This window comes from Streptomyces sp. L500, from assembly GCF_054551825.1.
Genome location: NZ_JBTOLC010000041.1, coordinates 1 through 22,580, shown reverse-complemented (window position 1 = coordinate 22,580; position 22,580 = coordinate 1). Strand labels below are relative to the sequence as shown.

General features: G+C 72.5%; 21 protein-coding genes and 1 pseudogene. 14 read left to right on the top strand and 8 right to left on the bottom strand.

Translation table 11 applies throughout. The features are described from left to right. Window positions 1–252: 252 nt before the first annotated feature. From ACX9I7_RS26715 to ACX9I7_RS26695, 5 genes are all read left to right on the top strand, one after another. Window positions 253–1,005 (top strand): cupin domain-containing protein, encoded by a 753-nt coding sequence (locus ACX9I7_RS26715; RefSeq protein ID WP_459388770.1) that lies wholly within the window; start codon window positions 253–255, stop codon window positions 1,003–1,005. A 26-nt stretch (window positions 1,006–1,031) separates the two neighbouring features. After that, the gene (locus ACX9I7_RS26710) at window positions 1,032–1,592 is read left to right on the top strand and encodes a DJ-1/PfpI family protein (RefSeq protein ID WP_387569848.1); all 561 of its coding nucleotides are present in this window, start codon (window positions 1,032–1,034) and stop codon (window positions 1,590–1,592) included. Between the two features lie 91 nt (window positions 1,593–1,683). Further along, window positions 1,684–2,412 (top strand): HAD family hydrolase, encoded by a 729-nt coding sequence (locus tag ACX9I7_RS26705; RefSeq protein ID WP_358633545.1) that lies wholly within the window; start codon window positions 1,684–1,686, stop codon window positions 2,410–2,412. Window positions 2,413–2,462: 50 nt separating this feature from the next. Next, window positions 2,463–3,137 (top strand): type 1 glutamine amidotransferase domain-containing protein, encoded by a 675-nt coding sequence (locus ACX9I7_RS26700; protein ID WP_459388769.1) that lies wholly within the window; start codon window positions 2,463–2,465, stop codon window positions 3,135–3,137. A gap of 184 nt (window positions 3,138–3,321) precedes the next feature. After that, a complete protein-coding gene (locus ACX9I7_RS26695; protein WP_387569840.1) occupies window positions 3,322–4,233 on the top strand; it encodes a LysR family transcriptional regulator in 912 nt (303 codons plus the stop codon). A gap of 25 nt (window positions 4,234–4,258) precedes the next feature. Here ACX9I7_RS26695 and ACX9I7_RS26690 read toward each other — a convergent pair whose 3' ends face one another. After that, window positions 4,259–5,647, bottom strand: coding sequence for an MFS transporter (locus ACX9I7_RS26690; protein WP_387569837.1), 1,389 nt, complete (start codon window positions 5,645–5,647; stop codon window positions 4,259–4,261). 87 nt (window positions 5,648–5,734) lie between these two features. On the opposite strand from ACX9I7_RS26690, the gene ACX9I7_RS26685 reads away from it, so the two are divergent. The 8 genes from ACX9I7_RS26685 to ACX9I7_RS26650 all read left to right on the top strand — a co-directional run bounded on the left by ACX9I7_RS26685 (window position 5,735) and on the right by ACX9I7_RS26650 (window position 13,536). Then, window positions 5,735–6,667, top strand: a complete 933-nt coding sequence (locus tag ACX9I7_RS26685) for a LysR family transcriptional regulator (RefSeq protein WP_459388768.1) — start codon at window positions 5,735–5,737, stop codon at window positions 6,665–6,667. A gap of 133 nt (window positions 6,668–6,800) precedes the next feature. Beyond that, the gene (locus tag ACX9I7_RS26680; RefSeq protein ID WP_459388767.1) at window positions 6,801–7,568 is read left to right on the top strand and encodes an antibiotic biosynthesis monooxygenase; all 768 of its coding nucleotides are present in this window, start codon (window positions 6,801–6,803) and stop codon (window positions 7,566–7,568) included. Between the two features lie 216 nt (window positions 7,569–7,784). Beyond that, a complete protein-coding gene (locus ACX9I7_RS26675) occupies window positions 7,785–9,161 on the top strand; it encodes a condensation domain-containing protein (protein WP_459388766.1) in 1,377 nt (458 codons plus the stop codon). 94 nt (window positions 9,162–9,255) lie between these two features. Next, window positions 9,256–10,143 carry a diiron oxygenase gene (locus ACX9I7_RS26670; protein WP_387569826.1) on the top strand — a complete coding sequence of 296 codons (888 nt, stop codon included), beginning with the start codon at window positions 9,256–9,258 and terminating at the stop codon, window positions 10,141–10,143. Further along, on the top strand, window positions 10,127–10,402 hold the full coding sequence (locus ACX9I7_RS26665; RefSeq protein WP_358633568.1) for a phosphopantetheine-binding protein: 276 nt from the start codon (window positions 10,127–10,129) through the stop codon (window positions 10,400–10,402). The genes ACX9I7_RS26670 and ACX9I7_RS26665 overlap by 17 nt, the downstream gene beginning before the upstream one ends. Continuing rightward, the gene (locus ACX9I7_RS26660) at window positions 10,392–11,255 is read left to right on the top strand and encodes an aminoacyl--tRNA ligase-related protein (RefSeq protein ID WP_459388765.1); all 864 of its coding nucleotides are present in this window, start codon (window positions 10,392–10,394) and stop codon (window positions 11,253–11,255) included. Before ACX9I7_RS26665 ends, ACX9I7_RS26660 begins: the two co-directional genes overlap by 11 nt. 74 nt (window positions 11,256–11,329) lie before the next feature. Then, on the top strand, window positions 11,330–12,349 hold the full coding sequence (locus tag ACX9I7_RS26655) for an agmatine deiminase family protein (protein ID WP_459388764.1): 1,020 nt from the start codon (window positions 11,330–11,332) through the stop codon (window positions 12,347–12,349). Further along, the gene (locus tag ACX9I7_RS26650) at window positions 12,346–13,536 is read left to right on the top strand and encodes an MFS transporter (RefSeq protein ID WP_459388763.1); all 1,191 of its coding nucleotides are present in this window, start codon (window positions 12,346–12,348) and stop codon (window positions 13,534–13,536) included. The genes ACX9I7_RS26655 and ACX9I7_RS26650 overlap by 4 nt, the downstream gene beginning before the upstream one ends. 49 nt (window positions 13,537–13,585) lie before the next feature. Here the strand turns inward: ACX9I7_RS26650 and ACX9I7_RS26645 are convergent, their stop codons facing one another. The 7 genes from ACX9I7_RS26645 to ACX9I7_RS26615 form a co-directional block, all read right to left on the bottom strand. Then, entirely contained in the window at window positions 13,586–14,686 is a 1,101-nt protein-coding gene (locus ACX9I7_RS26645; RefSeq protein WP_459388762.1) for a calcium:cation antiporter, read from the bottom strand. Between the two features lie 247 nt (window positions 14,687–14,933). Continuing rightward, on the bottom strand, window positions 14,934–16,127 hold the full coding sequence (locus ACX9I7_RS26640; RefSeq protein WP_459388761.1) for a saccharopine dehydrogenase family protein: 1,194 nt from the start codon (window positions 16,125–16,127) through the stop codon (window positions 14,934–14,936). Between the two features lie 43 nt (window positions 16,128–16,170). After that, complete coding sequence (locus ACX9I7_RS26635; protein ID WP_387569810.1) at window positions 16,171–16,968, bottom strand: 3-hydroxybutyrate dehydrogenase; 798 nt, start codon at window positions 16,966–16,968, stop codon at window positions 16,171–16,173. Window positions 16,969–16,984: 16 nt separating this feature from the next. Beyond that, window positions 16,985–19,351: an Orn/Lys/Arg family decarboxylase gene (locus ACX9I7_RS26630; RefSeq protein ID WP_387569807.1), complete on the bottom strand. Its 2,367-nt coding sequence runs from the start codon at window positions 19,349–19,351 to the stop codon at window positions 16,985–16,987. A gap of 148 nt (window positions 19,352–19,499) precedes the next feature. After that, a complete protein-coding gene (locus ACX9I7_RS26625) occupies window positions 19,500–19,730 on the bottom strand; it encodes a hypothetical protein (protein WP_387569805.1) in 231 nt (76 codons plus the stop codon). Between the two features lie 122 nt (window positions 19,731–19,852). Then, complete coding sequence (locus ACX9I7_RS26620) at window positions 19,853–20,056, bottom strand: hypothetical protein (protein ID WP_386727304.1); 204 nt, start codon at window positions 20,054–20,056, stop codon at window positions 19,853–19,855. A 224-nt stretch (window positions 20,057–20,280) separates the two neighbouring features. Continuing rightward, window positions 20,281–21,522: a S8 family peptidase gene (locus tag ACX9I7_RS26615; RefSeq protein WP_387569802.1), complete on the bottom strand. Its 1,242-nt coding sequence runs from the start codon at window positions 21,520–21,522 to the stop codon at window positions 20,281–20,283. 690 nt (window positions 21,523–22,212) lie between these two features. Between ACX9I7_RS26615 and ACX9I7_RS26610 the strand changes: the two are divergent. Then, window positions 22,213–22,580: pseudogene (locus ACX9I7_RS26610) on the top strand (hypothetical protein); the annotation flags it as partial.

Below are 22,580 nucleotides of genomic sequence, written 5' to 3'. Positions count from 1 at the left end.
CCCGGACGGTCCGGCAAATAACGGAACCGGGGCCGTCCATAAGAGGAAATGAGGGAATCCGCATCGAGGATCCCGGACGAAAGGATTCCTTATCGGGGGTGCATGGAGAACTATTTGGCCCGCCTTCCCGGACGGTATAGCGTCAGTGCGTCGGCCCGCCGGACACGGGGGTTCGGGACGGTTTCCCGGCGGCCGGGGGAATTGCACGCGACAGGGGGGACAATGCCCGGAACGAGCAATGACGTCATACCCGTGACCGTCGGGGAAAACCTCGTGGTGCGGATAGACCCGGGCCCGCGCGACTTCGCGGTGCTCCGCGAAGTGGTGCGCAAGGGAAGCCGCGTCGGAAACGAGCGGCTGGACGCCGACAATCATCTGGACGAGGTCATCCCCAAGCCCTGGGGCCTGGAATACCGGGTGTACGTCGACGACTTCATCGACATCTGGAACCTGCGGATCGAGGAGGGGCACGCCACCTCGCTGCACGTCCATCCGCGCAAGCTGACCTATCTGCTCTGCCTGGGCGGGCAGGGCGTGGCGAAGACGCTCTCGGCGGAGTACCCGGTGGAGGCCGGCACGCTGCTGAGGATCGGCGGCGGGGCGTTCCACTCGACGCGCTCGCTGGGCCCCGGCCCGCTGTTCCTGGTCGAGGTCGAGGCGCCGCGCAACAAGTTCGACCTGATCCGGCTGCGCGACGGCTACAGCCGGGAGAACACCGGTTACGAGTCCGAGCACCGGCACCTCGCGGAGCTGCCCGTCCGCCCGGTGCCCTATCTGCCCGAGGCCCGGATGCGGGACCGCTCGCCCTGCGGCGGCTTCCGCTTCGAGATCCGGGCGGGCATGGACATCTTCTACCGGCCCCGCCCGGAGGACCTCTTCCACGTTCCGCTGGGACTGACCGGGGTGGTCACCGGGGAGCTGGGGATCCTCGTGGCCGCCCGCGGCGACGGCCGGCGGCCGGCCGTCGACGAGTACTACCTGAGCCTCGCGCTCGCCACCACCTGATGAGTACGGAGAGGAAAGGATCCGCCATGACCCACCGCGCGGTGATCGTCACCGGTCCGGGGTTCCAGGACCACGACGTCGTCTACACCTACTACCGCCTCCTGGAGGAGGGCTGGCACGCGGACGTCGCCACCCGGGACGGCGGCGAGGTCACCGGCAAGTACGGGGTGCCGCTGCCGATGGACAAGACCGCCAAGCCGCTCGTCTCCTTCGACCAGCTGGACGTGGCCGCGTACGACGCGGTCATCCTCACCGGTGGCCACGAGGCCCCGGACCGGGTGCGCCAGGACGCGCGGGTGCTGGACTTCGTCCGGGGCATGGACGCCGCGGGGAAGGTCGTCGCGGGGCTCTGCCACGGCCCGTGGATCATGGTCAGCGCCGGGGTGCTGAGGGGCCGCAGGGCGTGCGCCTACATCGGGCTGCGGGACGACGTCGTCAACGCGGGCGCCCATGTCGTGGACGGGGACGTGGTGGTGGACGGCCACATCGTCACCTGCTCCTACTACGGCTACGTCGGCCGCTTCATGCGGGCCGTCTTCGAGACCGTACGCGAGCGTACGGCGACTCCCGAGCCGGTGGCGCCCTGAGCGTGCGGGGCCACCGCAGGCGCGGGGACGGGCGAGCCGTTCCGTCCCAGAACCCCCGCCCGTCCCCGCGCGCCCACGAAGGAGCACAGCCATGCTGATACTCGACTTCGACGGCGTCGTCTGCGACGCCTTCGAGGAGTGCGCGGTCGTCACCCGTCACGCCGGGGACGGTGTCGCGGCCACCGCCGCGAAGTCCCCGGCCGAGCTGGCCGCCGGGCTCGCCCCGGCGTTCCTCGACCGCTTCCGGGCCGTGCGCCGGCACTCCCGGCTGCTGGACCACTTCATGGTGGCCCTCGACCCCCGCAGCGAACGCCTCGGGGGCCAGGAGGAGTTCGACGCCCTCTTCGCCGCCATCCCGGACGGACGGCGGGAGCGGCTGGTCGCGGGGGCCACCGCGCTCCGGGCCGAGCTGCGCCGCCGGCACCGCGCCGAGTGGCTGGGGATGCACCGGCTCTACCCCGGGATCCGCGGCCTGCTGGAGCGGCACGCGGGACGCGTCAGCATCGTCACCGCGAAGGACGAGACGTCCGTGCGGGAGATCCTCGCCCACCACGGGCTCGGTGGAGCGGTGGTGTCGGTGGTCGGCGAGTGCGCCGACAAGCGCGCCGCCGTGCTGGAGCTGGTGGCCGAGGACGGGCTGCGGCCCGAGCACGCCACGTTCGTCGACGACAACCTGCGCAACGCCCTCCAGGTGCGGGACACCGGCGCCCGTGCCCTGTGGGCCTACTGGGGCTACCACACCGCCGACGACGTACGGAAGTCGCTGCGGCGGCGCGTGGCCCGTCTCTATCTGCCGGAACTGGGCGGGCTTTCGGCATGATGCCCACCACGGCCACCATCGGACACGCGAGCGAGAGGAAGACCGCTGTCATGACCGTCAAGGTTCTGTTCGCCCTCACCAGCCACGGAAGGCTGGGCGACACGGGTCGCGCCACCGGCTTCTACGTACCGGAGGTCGCCCATCCCGCCCGGGTGTTCGCGGAGGCGGGCTGCGAGATCGGCTTCGTCTCGGTGCGGGGCGGCGCCCCGCCCCGGGACGGGGTGAAGCCGGACGACACCGTCGTCGCCGAATTCCTCGCCGACCCCGCGACGCGACGCGCCCTGAGCGAGACCCCCACCGCGGACCGGGTGGACCCAGAAGCGGTGGACATCCTCTACTACGCCGGCGGGCACGGCGCCATGTGGGACTTCCCCCACGACACCGCCCTGGCCGCGCTCGGCGCCCGGGTGTACGAGCGCGGCGGCGTGGTGGCCGCGGTGTGCCACGGGCCGGCCGGGCTGGTGGGGCTGAGGCTCTCCGACGGGACGCATCTCGTCGAGGGCAAACAGGTCTCGTCGTTCACCGACGACGAGGAGGCGGCCGTCGGGCTGACCGACGTGGTGCCGTTCCCGCTGGAGACCACGCTGACGCGGCGGGGCGCGAAGTTCTCCAAGGCCCCGGACTTCACCGAGCACGCCGTCGCCGACGGCCGCCTGGTGACGGGGCAGAACCCCGCCTCGGCCGTCAAGGTGGCCCGGCTCGCGCTGGCCGCCCTGCGGGCCTAGCGAGGGCGCGCCACCGCCCGGGACCAGGCCGCGCGAACGCGAAGCACCAGCTCCCCCGGGAGCTGGTGCTTCCGTATGCCGTAGTCACAAGCTCGGCCTCCGCCGCAACGCCTCACCGCCCCCGAGCATCTTTAAGTGCGAACAGCGAACGTACTGTCGGCGTCATCACGGGGGAGACAGGCCGATGCAGTCCATGCAGCTGGGGTGGCTCCGTACCTTCGTCTTCGTCTACCGGCGCGGTTCGTTCACCCGGGCCGCGCGGGAGCTCGGGCTGTCCCAGCCGGCGGTCACCCAGCAGATCCGGGCGCTGGAGACGAAGCTGGGCAGACAGCTCTTCGAGAGAATGCCGGAAGGGGCGCGTCCCACTCCGGCGGCCGAGACCCTCATCCGCGAGGTGGAGTCGCCCATCGACACCCTGGGGCTGGTCACCGACCGGCTCACCGGCTGTTCCCAGGCGGTGGCGGACCGGCCCGTCCTCCTCGGCGGGCCCAACGAGCTGCTCACCACCCGCGTGCTGCCCGCCGTCGGCGAGCTCGTGCGCGGCGGGTTGCGGCTGCGGTGCGGGTTCGGGCCGGCCGACGCGCTGCTCCAGGAGCTGTCGGACGGCCGGTTCGACCTGGTGCTGTCCACCAAGCGGCCGCGGTCGCGGGCGTTCTCGGCGATCGCGCTCTTCGACGAGGAGTTCGTGCTGCTCGCCTCGCCCGGGCTGCGCGCGGAGATCCCGCTGGACCGGCTGGCCGGCGAGGGCCCCGCCGTGCTGGAGAAGTACCCGGTCATCGCCTACGCGGAGTCGCTGCCCATCGTGCGCCGCTACTGGCGCGGCGTCTTCGACGCCACGCCCGGGACGGTGCCCGCCGTGGTGGTGCCCGATCTACGGGGCGTCCTGGCGGCCGTGCGTGCCTCCGCGGGAATCTCCGTCCTGCCCACGTATCTGTGCGGGGACGAGCTGGCGCGCGGTGAGGTGGTGCCGCTGCTGGAGCCGGAGATCCCGCCGATCAACACCATCTATCTCACCACGCGCGCGGGCGGCCGGCACCAGCCTCATGTCCAGCTGGTGCACGGCCAGTTGCTGCTGAAGGCGCCGCTGTGGGGCTGAGCCGTACCCGTCGCCGTACGTCTGCTCACGCGGGCTTCGGGCGGGCCGCGGCCACCAGGGCCAGCGAGAGGACGGCGCCGACGGCCAGGGTGACGCCCGAGGCGTGGAGGGTGGCCTGGGTGCCCAGTACCGCGACGCCCAGCGCGGCGCCCGCCTGCCGGCAGGCGTTGAGCGCCCCCTGTCCGGTGGCGGCGTACCGGGCGGGGGCGGCGGCCGCCATGTCGGCCGTGGCTCCCGGGATGGCCAGGGTCGAGCCGAAGGCCAGCAGCACCTGCGCGACGGTGATCAGGGCGAACGGGGAGTCCTGCGAGCAGAACGCGAGCGCCGTGCCCGCGGCGGCGTCCAGCCCCAGCCCGGCGTACAGCACGGGCCGGGCGCCCCAGCGTGCCACGATGCGGCCGGTGAAGTACGGCATGAAGCACATGGGCAGGGTCATCGGCAGGAACGCCAGCCCGGTCCTCAGGGGCGAGAGCCCGCGTTCGTCGACGAGCCACTGGGTGAGGGCGAACAGCAGCCCGTAGAAGAGGAAGGAGGCCATCCCGCCGGCCACCAGGTCGGCGCGGACCCGGGGCAGGCCGGTCAGCGCGGGCGGCAGGGCGGGGGCCTCGGCGCGCCGCTCGGCGAGCGCCAGCAGGAGCAGGGCGACCGCCGCGACGCCCAGCGCCGCGAGCGGCAGCGGCCGTCCCCAGCCGTCCGTGCCGGCCGCGATCAGGCCGTAGGCGAGGGTGCCCAGGGCGAGCACCGACAGCAGCATTCCGGCGCGGTCGGGCCGGGCTGCGGACTCGGGCCGCTCCCCGCTGAGCCGGCGGGCGGCCAGCAGGGCGAGGAGGGCGATCGGCGGGTTGACGAGGAACACCAGCCGCCAGCCGCCCTGGTCCACGAGCAGGCCGCCCAGCACCGGGCCCGCGATCAGCCCGATGCTGCTGAGCGCCGCCCAGGAACCCACCGCCCGCATCCGCTCCTTGGGGTCGGGGTGGAGCCGGGCCAGCAGCGCCAGCGAGGCGGGCACCAGCCCGGCGGCGGCCACGCCCAGCAGCGCCCGTCCGGCGATCAGGGACCCCACGTCGGGAGCGAGGGCGCTGAGCAGCGAGATCGCGCCGAAGGCGACGAGCGCCGCGCGGTAGACGCGCCGGGGCCCGAAGCGGTCGGAGACGACGCCGGCCACGAGCAGCAGCCCGGCGAAGACGACGGTGTAGGCGTCGACCGCCCAGGGCAGGGCCGCCGCCGGGGCACCGAGGTCCTCCCGTACGTCCGGCAGCGCCACGTTGAGGATCGAAGTGTCCAGGAGGACGAGGAAGTTGCCGGCGACGACCCCGGCGAAGAGCAGGCGCGGCCCGGCCGGGCGCGCCCCGCTGTGCTTCGCTCCGGACGCCGCCCGAGGGATCCGCTCGACTCTGTCATTCGTTGTCGACATGGCCCCCAGGCTCGCGGTCCGGGGGACATCCGGCCAGGCCGGTTCTTCGATGGCCCCATCGGACTTCCCGATGGCATGCTGGGGGTCATGGACTCTCGCTATCTCAGGGCCTTCGTGGCGGTCGTGGACGCGGGCGGGATCTCGGCGGCGGCCGCCGCGCTCGGCTACGCGCAGTCCACGCTCAGCGTCCAGCTGCGGCGGCTGGAGCGGGAGTTGGGCGCGGAGGTGCTGCGCCGCTCGCCGACCGGCACCACCCTCACCGAGGCGGGGCGGCTGCTGCTGCCGTACGCGCGGGAGGCGCTGGAGCTGGAGGAGCGGATGCGGCGCGCGGTCGGCGACCGGGCGCCGCGGCTGCGGCTGGGGGCGCTGGATTCGCTCGCGGTGGAGTGGCTGCCGGACATCCTCGCGGCGTTCGGGCGCGGGGCGGCGGGTCCGGGCACCGGGGCGGCGGAGGTGCGGCTGAGGGTGGCGGGGCGGGGCGTGCTCCAGGAGGAGCTGGCCGCCGGGCGGCTGGACCTCATCTTCCTGTTCGACAACGGGGCTCCGGGCAGCGGCCCGTGCTCCGTGGTGGGTCACGACCGGACCGTCGCGGTCGCCGGCCCCGGGCACCGGCTGGCCCGGGTCCGGGGGCTCGCCCCGGAGGAGCTGCTGAAAGAGGAGTTCCTGGTGGCCGAGGCGGGCTGCACCTCGCAGATGCTCGTCGACCGCTTCGGCCGGGACCTGGCCCCGCGTACCCGCCTGGGCATGGTCACCGGCTCCCTCGCCGCGCTCCGCCGCCTCGCCGCCCACGGCCGGGGCATCGCGCTCCTCCCCCACCTCGCCGTCCGGCAGGACCTGGAGACGGGCGAACTGGTCGAGCTGGACGTCCGGCAAGGGCTGGAACCGGTCAGCATCGAGGCCCGCTGGCGCACGGGGCTCGGCCCGGCCGAGCGCTCCCTGACGGCCCTGGTCTCCCTGGCCCGCCGCAACGCGCCCTGGGCGGCGGAGGCGTCGTTCACCGGGGTGGCGCGCTCCGCCTGACCCGCCCGGCGGCGGACGACCGCGGAAATGCGGATATTCAGCGGGCGATGCCCCCTGCGACCTCTCCTTATTTGCCGGGTCACCGGGCCGCTGCTTCACTCGGTTCCCTACCGGAGTTCAAGGGGGAATCCGCGTGATCACCGTGATAGCCGAGCAGCAGGTCGTCCCGGGCCGTGAAGAGGAACTCGACGCCGTGATGGCCGGATTGCGCGAGGCCATATTGGGGAGCGAGCCGGGCTGTCTGCGTTTCGACTACGTCCGCACCGAGGAATCGCCGCTGCGCCGTCTGGTCATCGAGGAGTACCGTGACACGGCGGCACTGGAGACCCACCAGGGCTCGCGTCATCTCCGGGAATTCCTGCCCCGGTTGCTGGCCTGCCTGACGGAATTCCCGAAGGTCACCACGTACCGGGGCGTGGTGCCGGTGCCGGACTCCGTGCCGGATTCCCTGTTCCACGTCGGCATGGTGGTGCCCGACCTGGAGAAGGCGGTGGCGCTCCACTCCGACGTGCTCGGCATCGAGTTCACCGAGCCGCACGTCTTCCGGATCCCCCGGCTGGAGGACCCGGACCCGCACCCGGCCGAGCTGACGGCCGTGTTCTCCCGCACGGGGGCGCCCTACTACGAGCTCATCCAGGCCGCCGGGGACGGCATCATCTCGGCCGCCCACTGCGGAAGGATCCTCTACTACGGCGTCTGGGAGCCCGACATGGACGCCCGGCTCGAACGGCTGCGGCGGCAGGGCATCGGCGTGGACGCCTACTTCCGCTCCGGGCCGGGCGCCACCCCGTTCGCCGTGATCACCGCGCCCGATCTGCTGGGCGCGCGCGTCGAGTACGTCGGCCTGGGCGACCGGCCCCCGATCGAGGAGTGGGTGCGCACCGGCCGCTATCCGGAGTGAGCCGGACGGCCCCCCGGAGGATCTCCCCTCAACGATCAAGTGCGCGGGAAGTCTTGTGCCGCCGGTACCGCTCCCCAATAATGATCAACCTGCCGACCGGCAGGAATGCTCATGACAAGCGGCGCCGACACGGGGACGGAACGACGACGTGATCTCACGACTGCACGACCCGGCGGCATGCGGCTCCACCGACGCCGTGGCGGAGGAACCCGCCCGGTGAACCCCGAACGAAAACAGGCGGCCTTCACCGGCACACGGAGCGTCGAGGCCGGCCTCACCTGGAGCCAGCAGGAGATCTGGTCCCTCATCGAGGACGCGGCACCCGAGGACCACGTCTACAACGTGGTGGGCGTCATCGACGTCCCGGACGGCACGCGCCTGGAGGAGGACCGCTGCCTGTGGGCCGTCTCCTTCTTCGTCTCGCGCCACGAGGCGCTGCGCACGCTCTTCCCGCGCGACCGGCACGGACGGGTCTTGCAGCGGGTGCTGCGCGAGGGAAGTGTCCCTGTCGCGGTGGCGCACACGGACGGGACGGACGTCGCCGGGCCGGCCGCCGCGTTCCGCGAGGACTTCGCCTCCCGGCCCTTCTCCTACGCCGACGAACTGCCCGTACGGATCGGGCTGGTCGTCTCCGGCGGCGACGTCCGCGCGGCCGTCTACGCGTTCTCGCACATGGCCGTCGACTGGTTCGGGCTCGACGCCCTGCTCCGGGAGGTCCGCGCCTACTTCACGTCGACGCCGACCCCCCGCGACGGCGGGACCCTGCCCCCGCTCGCCGACGACGCGCCGCGCCCGGCCGACCTCGCGAACCGCCAGGCATCGCCCGAGGGCGTCGCCCGGGGCGCGCGCACCCTGCGCCACATCGAGACGGCCTTCGGCGGCCGGCCGCTCCTGCCCCTGCCCCCGGCGCTCGGCACGCCCACGACCGGCCCCCGGCACCACCGGGCCGCCCTGCGCTCGCCCGCCGCGAACCTCGCCACCGGCGTCGTCGCCCGGCACATGGGCCTGAGCACCACCTCGGTCGTCCTCGGCTGCGCGGCCGCGCTGCTCGCCGAGCGCACCGGCAGCGGCACCGTGGACCTCCTCCTCACCAGCTCCCAGCGCTTCGACCGGGACCTGCGGCACATGGTCGCGACCCTGATGCAGGAGGCGTACTTCTCCGTCGACGTCACCGGCGCGGCGGACGTCTTCGAGGTCGTCAAGCGCTCGTGGCGGGCGTCGATCACCGCCTACCGGAACGCGGGCTGCGCCACCGACGCCCTGACCGAGCTGCTCGGCCGCCTCGGGGACGGGCCCGACGCCCCGCTGCGGCTCTCCCACTGCTTCAACGACAAGCGCCGCCGGACCGAACCCGTCCCCCTCGCCCCCGGAACGGACCCCCGGGACCTGCTGGGCGACTCCACGCTCACCTGGCTCCCGGTCACCGAGCGCGAGCCGTTCTACCTCGTGGTCGACGAGGACGGCGACGCCATGGAGTTCTCCCTGACCTGCGACGCCGCGCACTTCGCGCCGGCGGACACCGAGGATTTCCTCCGGGCGCTGGAGAACTTCCTCCTCACCGCGGCCGGCCGCGTGCCCGCCACCGACGGCTGACCCCACGGCCGCATTCGACTTTCCGAATCCCCCACGCAACACCACCCATCGCGAATCCTCCGCCGTCCTCCGGACGGCCAGTCAGAGGTGCACCATGAACGACGCCGGCAGCGGCGCCATGCTCGCGCGACTCTCCGAGAAGTCGCGGCACGACCACTACAACCCCTACACCCGGTTCTCCTGGCCCGACGCGGTCCCCGAGGACTCCTGGTGGATGACCCCCGAGTACCTCACCACGCACGGCACGGGCCTGGTCGAGGACGAGAGGATCCTCAAGGCGCTCGCCCGCCGGGAGACCGTCAACTTCTTCAGCCTCCACGTGCACGGCATCCGCGAGCTGATGATCGGGGTGTCCCAGCGCATCCACACCCCGGACTTCGCCGACTACAACGAATACCTCCACCACTTCCTCGGCGAGGAGAACGCACACATGTGGTTCTTCGCCGAGTTCTGCTACCGCTACGCGGGCGGGATCTACCCGGAGGCCTACTCCCCGGTGCGGGGCGAGGGCTTCGGCCCCGCCTGGGAGGACGTCGTGGTCTTCGCGAGGATCCTGATCTTCGAGGAGATCTTCGACTACTTCAACAGCCGGCTGGGCAAGTCCGCCGAGATCCCCGCGATCCTGCGGGAGATCCACGCCGTGCACCACCACGACGAGAGCCGGCACGTGGCGTTCGGCAAGCAGCTGCTCAAGCACCTCTACGCGCGGGCCTGCGAGCAGGACCAGGCGGGGCCCGAGCGCCGCCTGGAGATCGAGAACTACATCAAGTCCTATATGACGTACTCGGTGCGCAGCCTCTACAGCCCCCACGCCTATCGCGACTCGGGGATGCCGAAGGCGCTGGAGACGCGCAGGGCGGCGATGACGCACCCGGTGCGCGAGGCGTTCCACAGCAAGGTGATGGCCCGCGTCGACAGGTTCTTCGTGGCAGCCGGGATTTTCCAGACCGCTTGGGGGGTCGGCGATGACGTCAGCAAGTGACAAGGCCACGGAGACGGACGAGGCCATGGAGAAGGTCGTCGACTTCCTCCGGCGCGCCAACGACGCCACCGACGCCCTCGACTGGGACCAGGACCTCATCGAGCTGCGGATCCTCGACTCGCTCGCGTTCGTCGAGTTCCTCGTCCTGCTGGAGGAGATCACGGGGGCGCCCGTCGATCCCGGCACGATCGACGTGGAGAACTTCCGGACGCTCAACCGCATCCACGCGATGATCGGGGGTGCCGGAAGTGACCGGTGACCATCTCTTCCCGCCGGTCGACGTCGCCGACGGCTTCGTCACCCTCGGCCCCACCGCCGTCCGGCTCCGCTCCGCCCTCGACGCGGTGTTCACCGGCTGGGCCGCCGCGGCCAGTGCCGCCGAGGTCCTCTATCCCCCGCTGAGCCGGGTCGCGGACCTGGCGCGCTTCGACTACTTCGTCAACTTCCCCCACCTGGCGCTCGCGGCGGCCCCCGTGGACACCTCGGACACGAGCGGGCTGCCCCGGCACCCGGCCGCCCGCGACGAGCGGCTCGGCGCCGGCCAGTTGGCCGACGCCGCGCTGATGCTCCCCTCGGCGGCCTGCTACAACGCCTACGCGGCCCTCGCGGGCGCCCGGCTGGACCGGCCGGTGAAGCTGACGACGATCGCGCAGTGCTTCCGCCGCGAGAACGAGTACACCGGGCTGCGGCGCCTCCACGGCTTCACCATGCGGGAGATCATCGCCATCGGCGACCCCGAGACGGTCAAGGACCACCTCGACACCCACAAGTCGCTCATCCTGCGGTTCGCCGACCACCTCGGGCTGAAGCTTGTGACCGAGACGGCCACCGACCCGTTCTTCGACGCGAACGGCTCCCGTGCCGTGATGCAGAAGCTCTTCCCCACCAAGGAGGAGTTCCTCAGCGGCGGCGGGCTCGCCATCGCGTCGGTGAACTACCACCGCAACTTCTTCGGTGAACGCGCCGACATCCTGGTGTCCGGCGTCCAGGCCAGCACCTCGTGCGTGGCCTTCGGCGTCGAGCGGTGGCTGCACGTGCTCGCCGGGCGCTTCGACGGTGACTGGGACGCGGCGTACGAGGCGGTGACGTCCTTCGCCCCCGTGACGGCCTAGCCGGATCCGGACCCGGCCGGTGAGCCCCTCCACGGCGGCTCACCGGCCGTCCTTATCGACTGAGGAGAAGTGTTGTGAAGCGACTGCGGATGCCCGCGGAGTGGCATCGGCACGCGGCCTGCCTGATCGCGTGGCCGACCCGGGAGGCGCTGTGGGGTGACGGTTTCGAGGGCGCCGAGCGCGACTACGCGGCGACGGTGCGGGCCGTCGCGGAGTTCGAGCCCGTCACCGTCGTGGTGCTGCCCGGCCGGGCCGGCCGGGTGCGGGAGCTGTGCGGCGTGGACATCGACACCGTAGAGATCCCGCTGGACGACTCCTGGCTCAGGGCCTCCGGCCCGGTCTTCGTCCACGGCCCGGCGGGCGAACCCGTCGGCGTGGACTTCCGGTTCAACTCCTTCGGCGAGCGGTTCTTCCCCTACGACCAGGACGAGAAGGCCGGCGAGCGGCTCCTGCGCGCGCTCGGCGTGGCGCGCCGGGGCAGCATGACGGTGCTGGAGGGCGGTGCGGTCACCGTCGACGGCGAGGGCACCCTCATCACCACCGAGCAGTGCCTGCTCAACCCCAACCGCAACCCCCGGCTGGACCGGCACGACATGGAGGCCGAGCTGGGACACCTGCTCGGGGCCACGAAGGTGATCTGGCTGCCCTACGGCCACCTCGAAGGCGACACCGACGGACACGTCGACCACGTGTGCCAGTTCGTGGGGCCCGGGCGGGTCGTCGTCGAGGCCCCGGGCGACCCCGCCGGGCCGGACCACGCGCGGCTCAAGGCCAACCTCGCCGTCCTGGAGGCGGCCACCGACGCGCACGGCCGTCGCCTGGAGATCACCGAGCTGCCGCCCCGGCAGACCGTGCGCGCGTACGGCGAGGACGTGGGTATCAGCTACACCAACTTCTACATCGCCAACGGCGGAGTGGTGGTGCCCCTGGCCGGCACCGACGCGGACGCGCGGGCGCTCGCCACCCTCGCGGCCGTCCTCCCGGAGCACAAGATCGTCGGCGTGGAGGCCCGGGCCCTCGCCCTCGGCGACGGCGGAATCCACTGCGTCACGCTGCAACTGCCCGCCGAACGCCGGGAAGCGGGAGCGTCGTGAGCACCGCCGACAGCGACATACGCGTACCGCCGGGCACCCTGCGCCGGGCCCACGCGGGGGTCGTCGTCACCTTCGCGCTGATCGGCGTGGTCAACGGCATCCTGGTGGCACGCCTCCCCGGGCTCGCCGCCAAGCTGGGGCTGGACGCCGGAAAGGTCGGGGTGCTCATCCTCACCTGGGGCGTCGCGGCCACGGTGACGATGCAGTGCGTGCGCTGGCTCGTCGCCGCCGTGGGCAACCGGGCGCTGCTGCGCGTCGGCGCCCCGGCGGTCACCGTCGCGGTGGGCCTCTTCGGCCTCAGTCCCAGCTATCCGCTGCTGCTCGCGGCGGCCGCCTGTTTCGGCGTCACCTCCGGTGTCGCCGAGACGATGATGAACGCCCAGGGCAGCCTGGTCGAACGGCTCTCCGGCCGGCCGCTGATGAACGGTCTGCACGCCGGGTGGAGCACCGGGGCGGTCACGGGCGGCCTGCTGGCGGCGTTGCTGGCCGCCCTCCACGTCTCGTACACCGCCTCGGTGGTGGCCGTGGCGGTGTGCGCGCTGCCGGTCGCGCTGGCGGTGGGCGGCACGTATCTGGACGAGCCGGCCGAGGAGGAGACGTCCGAGGGGCGGCGGGGCCTGCCCGCGAGCGTCTATGTGATCGGCGCGATCTCGTTCCTGGGCCTGCTGCTGGAGGGGCTGGTCGCCGACTGGAGCGGTCTGCTCCTCCACGGCGACCTCCACGCCTCCGAGGCGCTCGCCGCGCTCGCCTACCCGGCCTTCGAACTCGCGACGCTCACGGGCAGGCTGTTCGGCGACCGGCTGCGCGTCCGGGTCGGCGGCCGGTCGCTGCTCGCGGCGGCGGGCGGGGCGACGGCCGTGGGCGTCCTGGTGGTCGTCACCGCCGGGACGGCGCCGGTGGCGATCGCGGGGTTCGCGCTGACGGGTCTGGCGGTGTGCGTGGTCGTCCCGCTGACGATGTCGCTGGCCGGGACGGTCGCGCCGGGGCGGTCGGACGCGGCCATCGCCCAGGTGTCGGCCATGGGCTACTCGGGGCTGCTGGTGGGCCCGGTCGTCATCGGGTTCGTCGCCGAGGCGAGCACCCTGCGCACCGGGATCGGGCTGACGACGGTGGCGGCGCTCCTGATCGCCGCGGGCAGCCGGGCGGTTCCCGCGCACGACGCCCACCACCGGACGACGGAAGGCTGACGGCACGCGAGGGGGCGGCTCGGCGACGGACGAGCCGCCCCTTCGCGTTCTAGGGGGTGACGGCGAGCTCGATGTAGGCGGCCAGGAGCGAGAGGTGGAGGCCGCCCTGGAGCATGGTGGCCCGGCCCGGGACAACGGTCAGGGTGCCGACGGCGACGGTGAGGGCGAGCAGCACCATGTGGGTGGCGCCCAGGCCGAGGACGAGCGGGCCCTCCAGCCACACCGAGGCCACCGCGACGGCGGGGATGGTCAGCCCGATGCTGGCCATGGCCGAGCCCAGGCCGAGGTTGAGGCTGGTCTGGACGCGGTCGCGGCGGGCGGCGCGCAGGGCCGCGATCGTCTCGGGAAGGAGCACCAGCAGCGCGATGACGACGCCGACGACCGAGGCGGGCAGCCCGGCCGCCGCCACGCCCGACTCGATGGTGGGCGAGACGCCCTTGGCGAGGCCGACCACCGAGACCAGGGCGACGCCCAGCAGCCCGAGGCTGACCAGGGCGACGCGGGTGGACGGCGGGTGGGCGTGGTCGTCGCCGTCGATGACCACGCCCTCGGCGGTCACGGGCAGGAAGTAGTCGCGGTGGCGCACGGTCTGGGTCGCGACGAACAGGCCGTAGAGGATGAGGGCGGCGGTCGCGGCGAAGACGAGCTGGGGCGGGGAGAACCGGGGCCCCGGGGTGCTGGTGGTGAAGGTCGGCAGGACCAGGCTCAGGCCGGCGAGCGTCGCGACGCTCGCGAGGGCGGCGCCCGTGCCCTCGGCGTTGAACACCGCCACCCGCCGCCGGAGGGCGCCCACCAGCAGGGACAGGCCGACGATGCCATTGCAGGTGATCATGACGGCGGCGAAGACGGTGTCCCGGGCCAGGGAGCTGCTCTTCTCGCCGCCGTCGGCCATCAGCGTGACGATGAGCGCCACTTCGATGACCGTCACCGCGACCGCCAGGACCAGTGACCCGAACGGTTCACCGACCCGGTGCGCGATCACCTCCGCGTGGTGGACGGCGGCGAGGACCGCACCGGCCAGGCAGCAGCTCACGACGACCACCAGCCCGACGGACAGTGACCGTCCCCAGGTCAGGGCCAGCACGACGGCGGCCACGACGGGCACGACGGCGGGCCAGTGGGCGAGGGGCGAGCGGAACCGTTTCGTCATGCCCCAAGCTTCGCAGATGACCGGAAAACCCGACCAAGGCGGATTCGAACCACCATCACCGAGCGAACCATCGGTGAGGCGGATAAATTGGACGGAAGCTCCCCTGGAACGGAAGCTCCCCCGGAGAGGAGGCGTCATGTCCTCGAAGCGCCGTCGCAAGAAGAAGCAGCGCCGCAAGCACGCGGCCAACCACGGCCGCCGGCCCCAGTGCTGAACCGGGCCCGGCTCCCCCGTCGCGCGGACCGCGTCAGCGCGCGTGCCTGACGCGGTACGCGAGGCCGGCGGCCGCCAGCCGCTCCAGTAGCGCGTCGCCCATCGCCACGGCGGGGGTGACCTGTCCGGCCGTCGTCGGCAGGTCGTCCAGCGCCAGGCACAGCGACGCCTCGGCGAACATCTTCGCGGTCTCGCCGTAGCCCGGGTCGCCGCCCGTGAGCTCGGTGAACACCCGCCGTCCGCCGCCCTCGCCCACGAATCGCAGCCGGAACCAGCCGCGCTCCCGCCATCGCGCGTCGGGCCCGCGCCCGGGCCCGTACCGGGCCGTCAGCCACGACCTGACGGGCGGCACCTGTGCGAGGGCCGCGGCCGCGCCCACCGCGACGGGCCCGGCCAGCGCCATCGGCAGGGTCTTCACGGACGCGTAGTGGCGGTAGCGGAAGTCGGGGCCGTAACGTTCCAGCGCCTCGGCCGAGCGCCGTACGACCACCGGGTCGAGCGTGGGCAGCGGCAGCGCCCACGTGCCCGTCTCCTTGCTGAACCGCGGCGCGCCCAGCGGCGCCGCGACCCGCCGCGCGGCCGGCCGGGGTTCGTGGCGCCGCCGCTCCCGGGCGGCGGCCGCCGCCTGGTTCCGCCGGGAGAGGATCGTCAGCGACGAGGCGAGCGTGCCGCCGGAGACCAGCCCCATGGCCTGGACGAAGCCGTCGACCGTCAGCGGCACGCCCTCCGGGAGCCGCCGCACGGTGAAGTACGCCCCCAGGTCGTGCGGCAGCGAGTCGAAGCCGCAGGCGTGGACGATCCGCGCGCCGGTCTCCCGGGCCCGCGCGCCGTGGCGGAGGAACATCAGGTCCACGAACTCCGGCTCGCCCGTGAGGTCCGTGTAGTCGGTGCCGGTCTCCGCGCACGCGGCCACCAGTTCCTCGCCGTGGTGGATGTACGGCCCGACGGTCGACGCGACGACGTGCGTAGACTCCGCGAGCGCCCGCACGGCCGCCGGGTCGGACGCGTCGGCCGTGACGATCCCCAGCTCGGCGGCCCGCGCCGGGTCCACCGCCGCCAGCCGTTCCCGCAGCCGTTCCAGTTTCGTCCGGTCGCGCCCGGCGAGCGCCAGTCGGCAGGATCGCGGCGCGTGTTCCAGCAGGTACTCGGCGGTGAGCCCGCCGACGAACCCCGTGGCTCCGAAAAGCACGACGTCGTAGGGCCGTTGGGGCCCGTCCTGTCTGTTCATGGCGCCTCCGTCTCCCGTGTCCGGGCCACCTTACGCCCGCGCTTCAGTGGGCGGTCCAACCGCCGTCCATGACGAGGGTGGTGCCGGTGACGAAGGAGGAGTGCGGCGCGCAGAGATAGGCGACGGCCTCGGCCACTTCCTCCGGCTCGACGAGCCGCTTGAGTGCCGAGTCGCGCAGGAGGACGTCGGCCAGGACGTCCTCGACGGGCAGCGAATGGGCGGCGGCCTGGTCGGCGAGCTGTTTCTCCACGAGGGGGGTGCGGACGTAGCCGGGGCTGACGCAGTTGGAGGTGACACCGTGTGCGGCGCCTTCGAGGGCCACGGTCTTCGACAGCCCTTCGAGGCCGTGTTTGGCGGTGACGTAGGCGGACTTGTAGGCGGAGGCGCGCAGTCCGTGGACGGAGGAGATGTTGACGACGCGGCCCCAGCCCCCCTCGTACATGTGCGGCAGGGCGCCTCGGATCAGCCGGAAGGGGGCTTCCAGCATGATGGTGAGCATCGTGTGGAAGGCGGCGGGCGGGAAGTCCTCGACGGGGCGGACGAGCTGGATGCCCGCGTTGTTGACGAGGATGTCGGCGCCGGCGGCGGCCTGTTCGGCGGCGTCGAGGTCGGTGAGGTCGAGGACCACGGCCTCGATCGTCCCGGGGAGGTCCGGCGCCCGCCGGACGAGCCCGTCGAGGCCGGCCGCGTCGCGGTCCAGCGCGCGGACGTGGGCCCCGGCGGCCGCGAGCCGTAAGGCGCAGGCCGCCCCTATGCCGCTCGCGGCTCCGGTGACGAGCGCGGTGCGTCCGTGGTGACCGGGGACGCCGGGCGGGGGTGCGGGTACGGAAGTGGCGGTCATACCCGCACCCTAGGCATCAACAGGCGGGAATGTCCTCGTCCTGGCGTACGCACTCGATCGCGTAGTCGCCGGTCTCGTCGTCCACGGTGACGCCGTGGGTCTCGCTGCGGAAGCCGGGGAAGCGGCGGTCGAAGGACTCGAGCGCGCCGAGGTAGCGCAGCAGGGGGCCGTCGGCGGCGCCGATGGACTCGCCGGGCATCAGGACCGGGATGCCGGGCGGGGTGACGGTGACCATGGCCGCGGCCACACGGTCCGCCGCGTCGGCGAGGCGGACGCGCTCGGTGCCCTGGCGGATGAGGCGCTGGTAGCACCACTGGGGCGGGACGACGGGTCGTGGCAGCTCCTGGAAGGCCGTGTCGAGGAGGCCGACGAGGTCCGCGTCGCGCAGGTGGTCGTGCATCGACCGGCACAGTTCGCGCAGGGTCGTGCCGGTGTAGCGGCGGGGGTACCGGTCCACCAGGCCGGGCAGGACGCGGTCCAGGGGCGCGTCCTCGTCGTGGAGCGCCTTGAAGTCCATCAGGGCGTCCAGCAGGGTGCCCCACTTGCCTTTGGTGATGCCCATGGAGAAGAGGATGAGCGTGGTGTAGCTGTCGGTCTTCTCCACGACGATGTTGCGGGTCGCGAGGTAGGCCGTCAGGACCCGGGCCGGGATGCCCCACTCCGCCCAGGCGCCGGTGGCGTCGATGCCGGGGCAGGTGAGGGTGACCTTGACCGGGTCGAGCCGGCAGTAGCCGTCGGCGAGGCCGGGGAAGCCGTGCCAGTCGGCGCCCGGTTCCAGATCCCAGCACGAGGCGTGCGAGCGCAGCAGCTCGGCGGGGGCGTCGGCGAAGTCGTAACGCTCGCCGGTCGCCGGGTCGGTGACGGCCGGGGGCTGCCAGGCGCCGAAGAACCAGGCGGGGCGGTCGCCGGCCGCCGCGACGCGCCGCCCGGTACGGACGACGGCCTGGCGGAAGCGGATCGCCTCGGTGACCGCCTCGTCGACCAGCCAGTGGCCCTGCGGCCCGTCCATCATCCCGGCCGCCACGTCCAGGGAGGCGATGGCCGGGTAGAGCGGCGAGGTCGTGCCGTGCATCATGAACGCCTCGTTGAACCGCTCGTGTTCGACCGGTGCCCTCGGTGACGGCTTGACGTGGACCATCGCGCTTTGCGACAGCGCCGCCAGCAATTTGTGCGTGGACTGGGTGGAGAAGACCGTGGGACGGTCGGGCCCGTCGAAGGTGTCGGGGCCGACGGACATCCCGTAGCGCCCCGCGTAGAGGGGGTGGAAGCGCGCGTAGGCGAACCACGCCTCGTCGAAGTGGACGCGCGGGGTGCTGGGGGCGAGTTCGCGGGCGACCCGGAGCGCGTCGTAGCACAGGCCGTCGTAGGTGGAGTTGGTGAGGACGGCGTATTCGGCGTGGGGTGACACCGCGCCCGGGGTGAGGGGGTTGCGGGCGATGCGGCCGGCCACGGAAGCCGCCCCGATCTCCGCCGGGGGCAGCGGGCCGGCCAGTCCGTAGCCGTTGCGGGTGGGCACGAGGTAGACCGGGCGGGCGCCGGAGAGGACGAGCCCGTGGAGGACGGACTTGTGGCAGTTGCGGTCCACCAGGGCGATCTCGTCCTGGGCGACGCAGTAGTGGCCGACCATGCGGTCGGCGGTGGAGTTGCCGTGGAGGACGAAGTAGGTGCGGTCGGCGCCGAAGATCCGGGCGGCGTTGCGCTCGGCCTCGCCGATCGGGCCCGTGTGCTCGAAGAGGGAGCCGAGCTCCTCGACGGAGATCGACAGGTCGCTGCGGAAGAGCCGCTCCCCGTAGTGGTCGAAGAAGGCGCGTCCGACGGGCGACTTCAGGAAGGCCACGCCGCCGGCGTGGGCCGGGGTGTGCCAGGAGTACTCGTGCGCGTCGTCGAAGCGGCGCAGCGCCTTGAAGAACGGCGGGAGGACCGACTGGCGATAGGCGCGCGCCGCGCCGGTGATCCGTCCGGCGATGAACGCGGGGGTGTCCTCCAGCGGCCAGACGTAGCCGACGACGGTCTCCGCCACCCACAGGGGCAGCCGTTCGAGGTCGTCGTCGGCGCCGTCGGTCATCACCAGGAGCACGGGCAGGTCGGTGAAGCGCTGTCCGATCCGGCGCAGCACCGCCGCGCCGCCCGGCTCGTTCCCGTCCTTCTCCCGGTCCTTCCCCGCGGGGCCGCGCCTTCCCGGCGGGAGGTCCCAGGCCACCACGGCGGCCGCCAGTCCGGCTTCGGTCCGCAGTACCGCCCCCGCGTCGGTCCCGGTGCGGGCCCAGCGCACCTCGAGGCCGTGGGCCTCCACCTCCTCGCGGATCCTGCGCAGTTGCCCGCCCGCGGCGCCCGCGCCGAGCGGGTCCTCGTCGAGCGCGAACAGCACCGTGCCGCCCATCATGGCATCCCCCGTCTGTTGAGATGATCCGCCTGTCCGGACCACGGCAGTGTCCTGGCGGACTCCTGCCGTCTGTGCTCCTCCGGCGGGCAAACCACTCTCCGGGGCGATTTCAACGCGGCACGGCTTCAACGCGGCGCGGGGCGGTGGGTCATGAGCGCCGCATGGCCAGTTTTCCCACCACCCAGTGACCGCACCGGGAGCACTCGGGCGCTCCCTCCCAGCTGTACGGGGGCATCACCGGCAGGTCGTGGATGCTGAAGCACTCCCGCTCGAAACCGCTCGACGTCGCGCAGCGGACCACCTCGTACTCGTGGGTCCAGCTCAGTCCGCAGTGCGCGCACGCGAACTCGACGACGTCTATGCCCTTGTCAGCGTTCATCCGCACCCCTTTGGCCTTGGCGACGCACATATCCGGCCATCATCGGGCCGTGCGCTCGGGGTGGGAACAAAGCGCGGGGCAAGGGCGCGCCGGGAATCCGTCCAGGTCTCGCCAAGGGGCGACTATCCCCGTTGCCCGGCGCCCGCCCGGGACCGTGAGCCGATGACGGTCGCCACCACCCCGACGAGTCCCAGCGCCTCCGGACTCATTCCCCGGGAACAGACGGCGACGACGACGACCACGATCACGACGGTGAGCGCGTCGTGCACCTGATCGGCGAGCGGATGACGATGGGGCGCGTACCGCCGAATCTGCTGAATCCTCATGCCCTTCACGATCACTCCCCTGACTGTCGTGACTGGGTTACCGGCGGAACATGATGTTTCCGCTTAACGGAACTGTGCAGCCTGAAAGGGTGTGCAATCAAATACAAAGCGAATTACTCACCCTTGTGTCGCAATCCGAAAGGGAAATCACGCCCGGGTGACCACACGCGACCGCCCCCGGCCGGGCGACCGGCCGGGGGCAGCGGGGGAGGAACCGTTAGGTACTACTGAACGACCTTCAGGAGCTTGTTGGGGGTTCCCGCACCGGGGTTGGCGATCTTGTCGGCGGTGGCGCCCTGGGTCAGGGCGGTCGCCACCTGCTCCGGGGTGGCGTCCTTGTGGCCCGCGAGGTACAGCGCGGCGGCACCCGTGACGTGCGGGGTGGCCATGGACGTACCGGAGATGGTCTTGGTGCCGGAGTCGCTGTCGTTCCAGTCGGAGGTGATGTCCGAGCCGGGGGCGTAGAGGTCGACGACAGCGCCGTAGTTCGAGAAGTCCGACTGCTTGTCGTCCTTCGTGCTGGAGGCGACGGTGATGGCCTCCTTCACCCGGGCCGGGGAGCCCTGGCCGGCGTCGGTGGACTCGTTGCCCGCCGCGACGGCGAAGGTGACGCCCGACGCGACGGCCTTCTGGACGGCGGCGTCGAGCGCCTCGTCCGCGCCGCCGCCGAGGCTCATATTGGCGACGGAGGGGCCCTTGTGGTTCTTGGTGACCCAGTCGATGCCGGCCACGACCTGCTCGGTGGTGCCCTGCCCTTCGGCGTTCAGCACCCGCACCGCCACGACCTTGGCCTTCTTGGCGACGCCGTGCGCGGTACCGGCGATGGTGCCCGCCACGTGGGTGCCGTGGCCGTTGCCGTCGTCGGCCTTGTCGTTGTTGTCGACGGCGTTGAAGCCGTACGAGGCGCGACCGCCGAAGTCCTTGTGGCTGATGCGCACACCGGTGTCGATGACGTACGCGGTGACGCCCTCACCGGCGCTGTCGGGGTAGGTGTACTTGCCGTCGCCCTTGGTCTCGGTCTGGTCGATCCGGTCCAGGCCCCAGGAGGGTGGGGCCTCCTGAGCGCCCTTGACCGTGAAGCGGTGGTTCTGGACGACCTTGGCGACGGCGGGGTCGGCGGCGAGCCGCTTCGCCTCCTTCAGGTCGAGGCCGCTGGCGGAGAAGCCGTGGACGGCGGAGGAGTACGTACGCTCCAGCTTGCCGCCGTACCGCTCGGCCAGGCCCTTGCCTTCGGTCGAGACCGCGTGGGCGTCGGCGCTCTTCGCCACGCCCTTCGCGCCGTCCTTCAGCAGAACGATGTAGCTGCCGTCGACAGCGTCCTTGGACGCCGTTCCGAAGACGGTACCTTCCGCGGGCGCACTGGCTCCTGCGGGCAGGGCCAGCAGGGTGGCTCCGGCGGTCACGGCCGCGGCGGTGGATATCGCCAGGACGAGACGCCGTTTGCCGGTGCGCTTGTGGGCTGCCATAACGAGGGTTCCTCCTCGTGGAGTTGTGGGGGGGCGTCGCGTGTTCGGTCACACGACACACCCGAGGCGAACACCGATTCGCTCCGGGTGATCCAAAACCCTGGCAGCGTTGACGCGCTCAGATCAACACCGATCGAAGATGTGTGGCATACGCAACATCCTTGCGGAACTACAAACAGCAAGGAACACAGGCAAGTTGGACAACTACTTCTGATAACCGCTGTCACGTTTTACAACCCCGACACAGACAACTCATCTCTCGCACACGCGACTTGCTCGCCGTCGCCTTGTCGGCGTAATAAACCTCTTACGGGTGCGCTCGGCGATTTTTCCGCCCATCGGAGGAATCCGCTCGCGAACACGGCTGGACACACGCTCGGTTGTGCAGGCTGTCCTCGTGACGGGATGGCGAAGAGCAGCACACGCCGGGGTGTTGGCGGCGCTCGCCGTGTTCGCGCCGGCGGGCGAGGCGGCCGCGGACGACGGCGGCGCGCACGCCGCGCTCGGTGACACATCGGTGACGGCGGTCCTCCACCACCTGCCGAATCCGCTGGCGCTGCTCCCCCACCCGCCGACCCACGTGACCGCGTCCCTCCTGGGCGGCGCGGTGAACGCCGAGGTCATCGACAGCGGTACGGGGTGTCTGAACGTCAACGCGCAGGTACCTCCCGCGAACGCGGACGCGGAGGTGTGGCTGCGCTGCCGCAAGCCGCGACCGCCGGCTCCGGCCCCGCCGGCTCCCGCCCCTCCGGCACCGGCGCCACCGGCTCCCGCGCCGCCCGCACCGGCACCTCCCGCCCCCGCGCCTCCGGCACCGGGGCCTGGCGCGCCTCCAGCGCCGGGGGCACCGCCTGCACCGGGCGCCCCGCCGGCTCCCGCGCCGCCCGCGCCCGCTCCCCCGGCACCGGGGGCCCCGGGCGCACCACCGCCACCCCCCGCACCCGCGCCACCGGCACCGGGGCCTGGCGCGCCTCCGGCGCCCGCACCGCCCGCCCCGGGCGCACCACCAGCACCAGCGCCCCCCGCCCCGGCGCCACCCGCACCGCCCGCTCCCCCGG

What these genes read in the sequence shown, in the direction of transcription:
- ACX9I7_RS26690 (WP_387569837.1), bottom strand. Translation starts at nt 5,647, where the DNA reads ATGTCGACAACGAATGACAGAGTCGAGCGGATCCCTCGGGCGGCGTCC.
- ACX9I7_RS26620 (WP_386727304.1), bottom strand. Translation starts at nt 20,056, where the DNA reads ATGAGGATTCAGCAGATTCGGCGGTACGCGCCCCATCGTCATCCGCTC.
- ACX9I7_RS26640 (WP_459388761.1), bottom strand. Translation starts at nt 16,127, where the DNA reads ATGAACAGACAGGACGGGCCCCAACGGCCCTACGACGTCGTGCTTTTC.
- ACX9I7_RS26710 (WP_387569848.1), top strand. Translation starts at nt 1,032, where the DNA reads ATGACCCACCGCGCGGTGATCGTCACCGGTCCGGGGTTCCAGGACCAC.
- ACX9I7_RS26695 (WP_387569840.1), top strand. Translation starts at nt 3,322, where the DNA reads ATGCAGTCCATGCAGCTGGGGTGGCTCCGTACCTTCGTCTTCGTCTAC.
- ACX9I7_RS26630 (WP_387569807.1), bottom strand. Translation starts at nt 19,351, where the DNA reads ATGATGGGCGGCACGGTGCTGTTCGCGCTCGACGAGGACCCGCTCGGC.
- ACX9I7_RS26615 (WP_387569802.1), bottom strand. Translation starts at nt 21,522, where the DNA reads ATGGCAGCCCACAAGCGCACCGGCAAACGGCGTCTCGTCCTGGCGATA.
- ACX9I7_RS26665 (WP_358633568.1), top strand. Translation starts at nt 10,127, where the DNA reads ATGACGTCAGCAAGTGACAAGGCCACGGAGACGGACGAGGCCATGGAG.
- ACX9I7_RS26645 (WP_459388762.1), bottom strand. Translation starts at nt 14,686, where the DNA reads ATGACGAAACGGTTCCGCTCGCCCCTCGCCCACTGGCCCGCCGTCGTG.
- ACX9I7_RS26625 (WP_387569805.1), bottom strand. Translation starts at nt 19,730, where the DNA reads ATGAACGCTGACAAGGGCATAGACGTCGTCGAGTTCGCGTGCGCGCAC.
- ACX9I7_RS26700 (WP_459388769.1), top strand. Translation starts at nt 2,463, where the DNA reads ATGACCGTCAAGGTTCTGTTCGCCCTCACCAGCCACGGAAGGCTGGGC.
- ACX9I7_RS26635 (WP_387569810.1), bottom strand. Translation starts at nt 16,968, where the DNA reads ATGACCGCCACTTCCGTACCCGCACCCCCGCCCGGCGTCCCCGGTCAC.
- ACX9I7_RS26670 (WP_387569826.1), top strand. Translation starts at nt 9,256, where the DNA reads ATGAACGACGCCGGCAGCGGCGCCATGCTCGCGCGACTCTCCGAGAAG.
- ACX9I7_RS26705 (WP_358633545.1), top strand. Translation starts at nt 1,684, where the DNA reads ATGCTGATACTCGACTTCGACGGCGTCGTCTGCGACGCCTTCGAGGAG.
- ACX9I7_RS26685 (WP_459388768.1), top strand. Translation starts at nt 5,735, where the DNA reads ATGGACTCTCGCTATCTCAGGGCCTTCGTGGCGGTCGTGGACGCGGGC.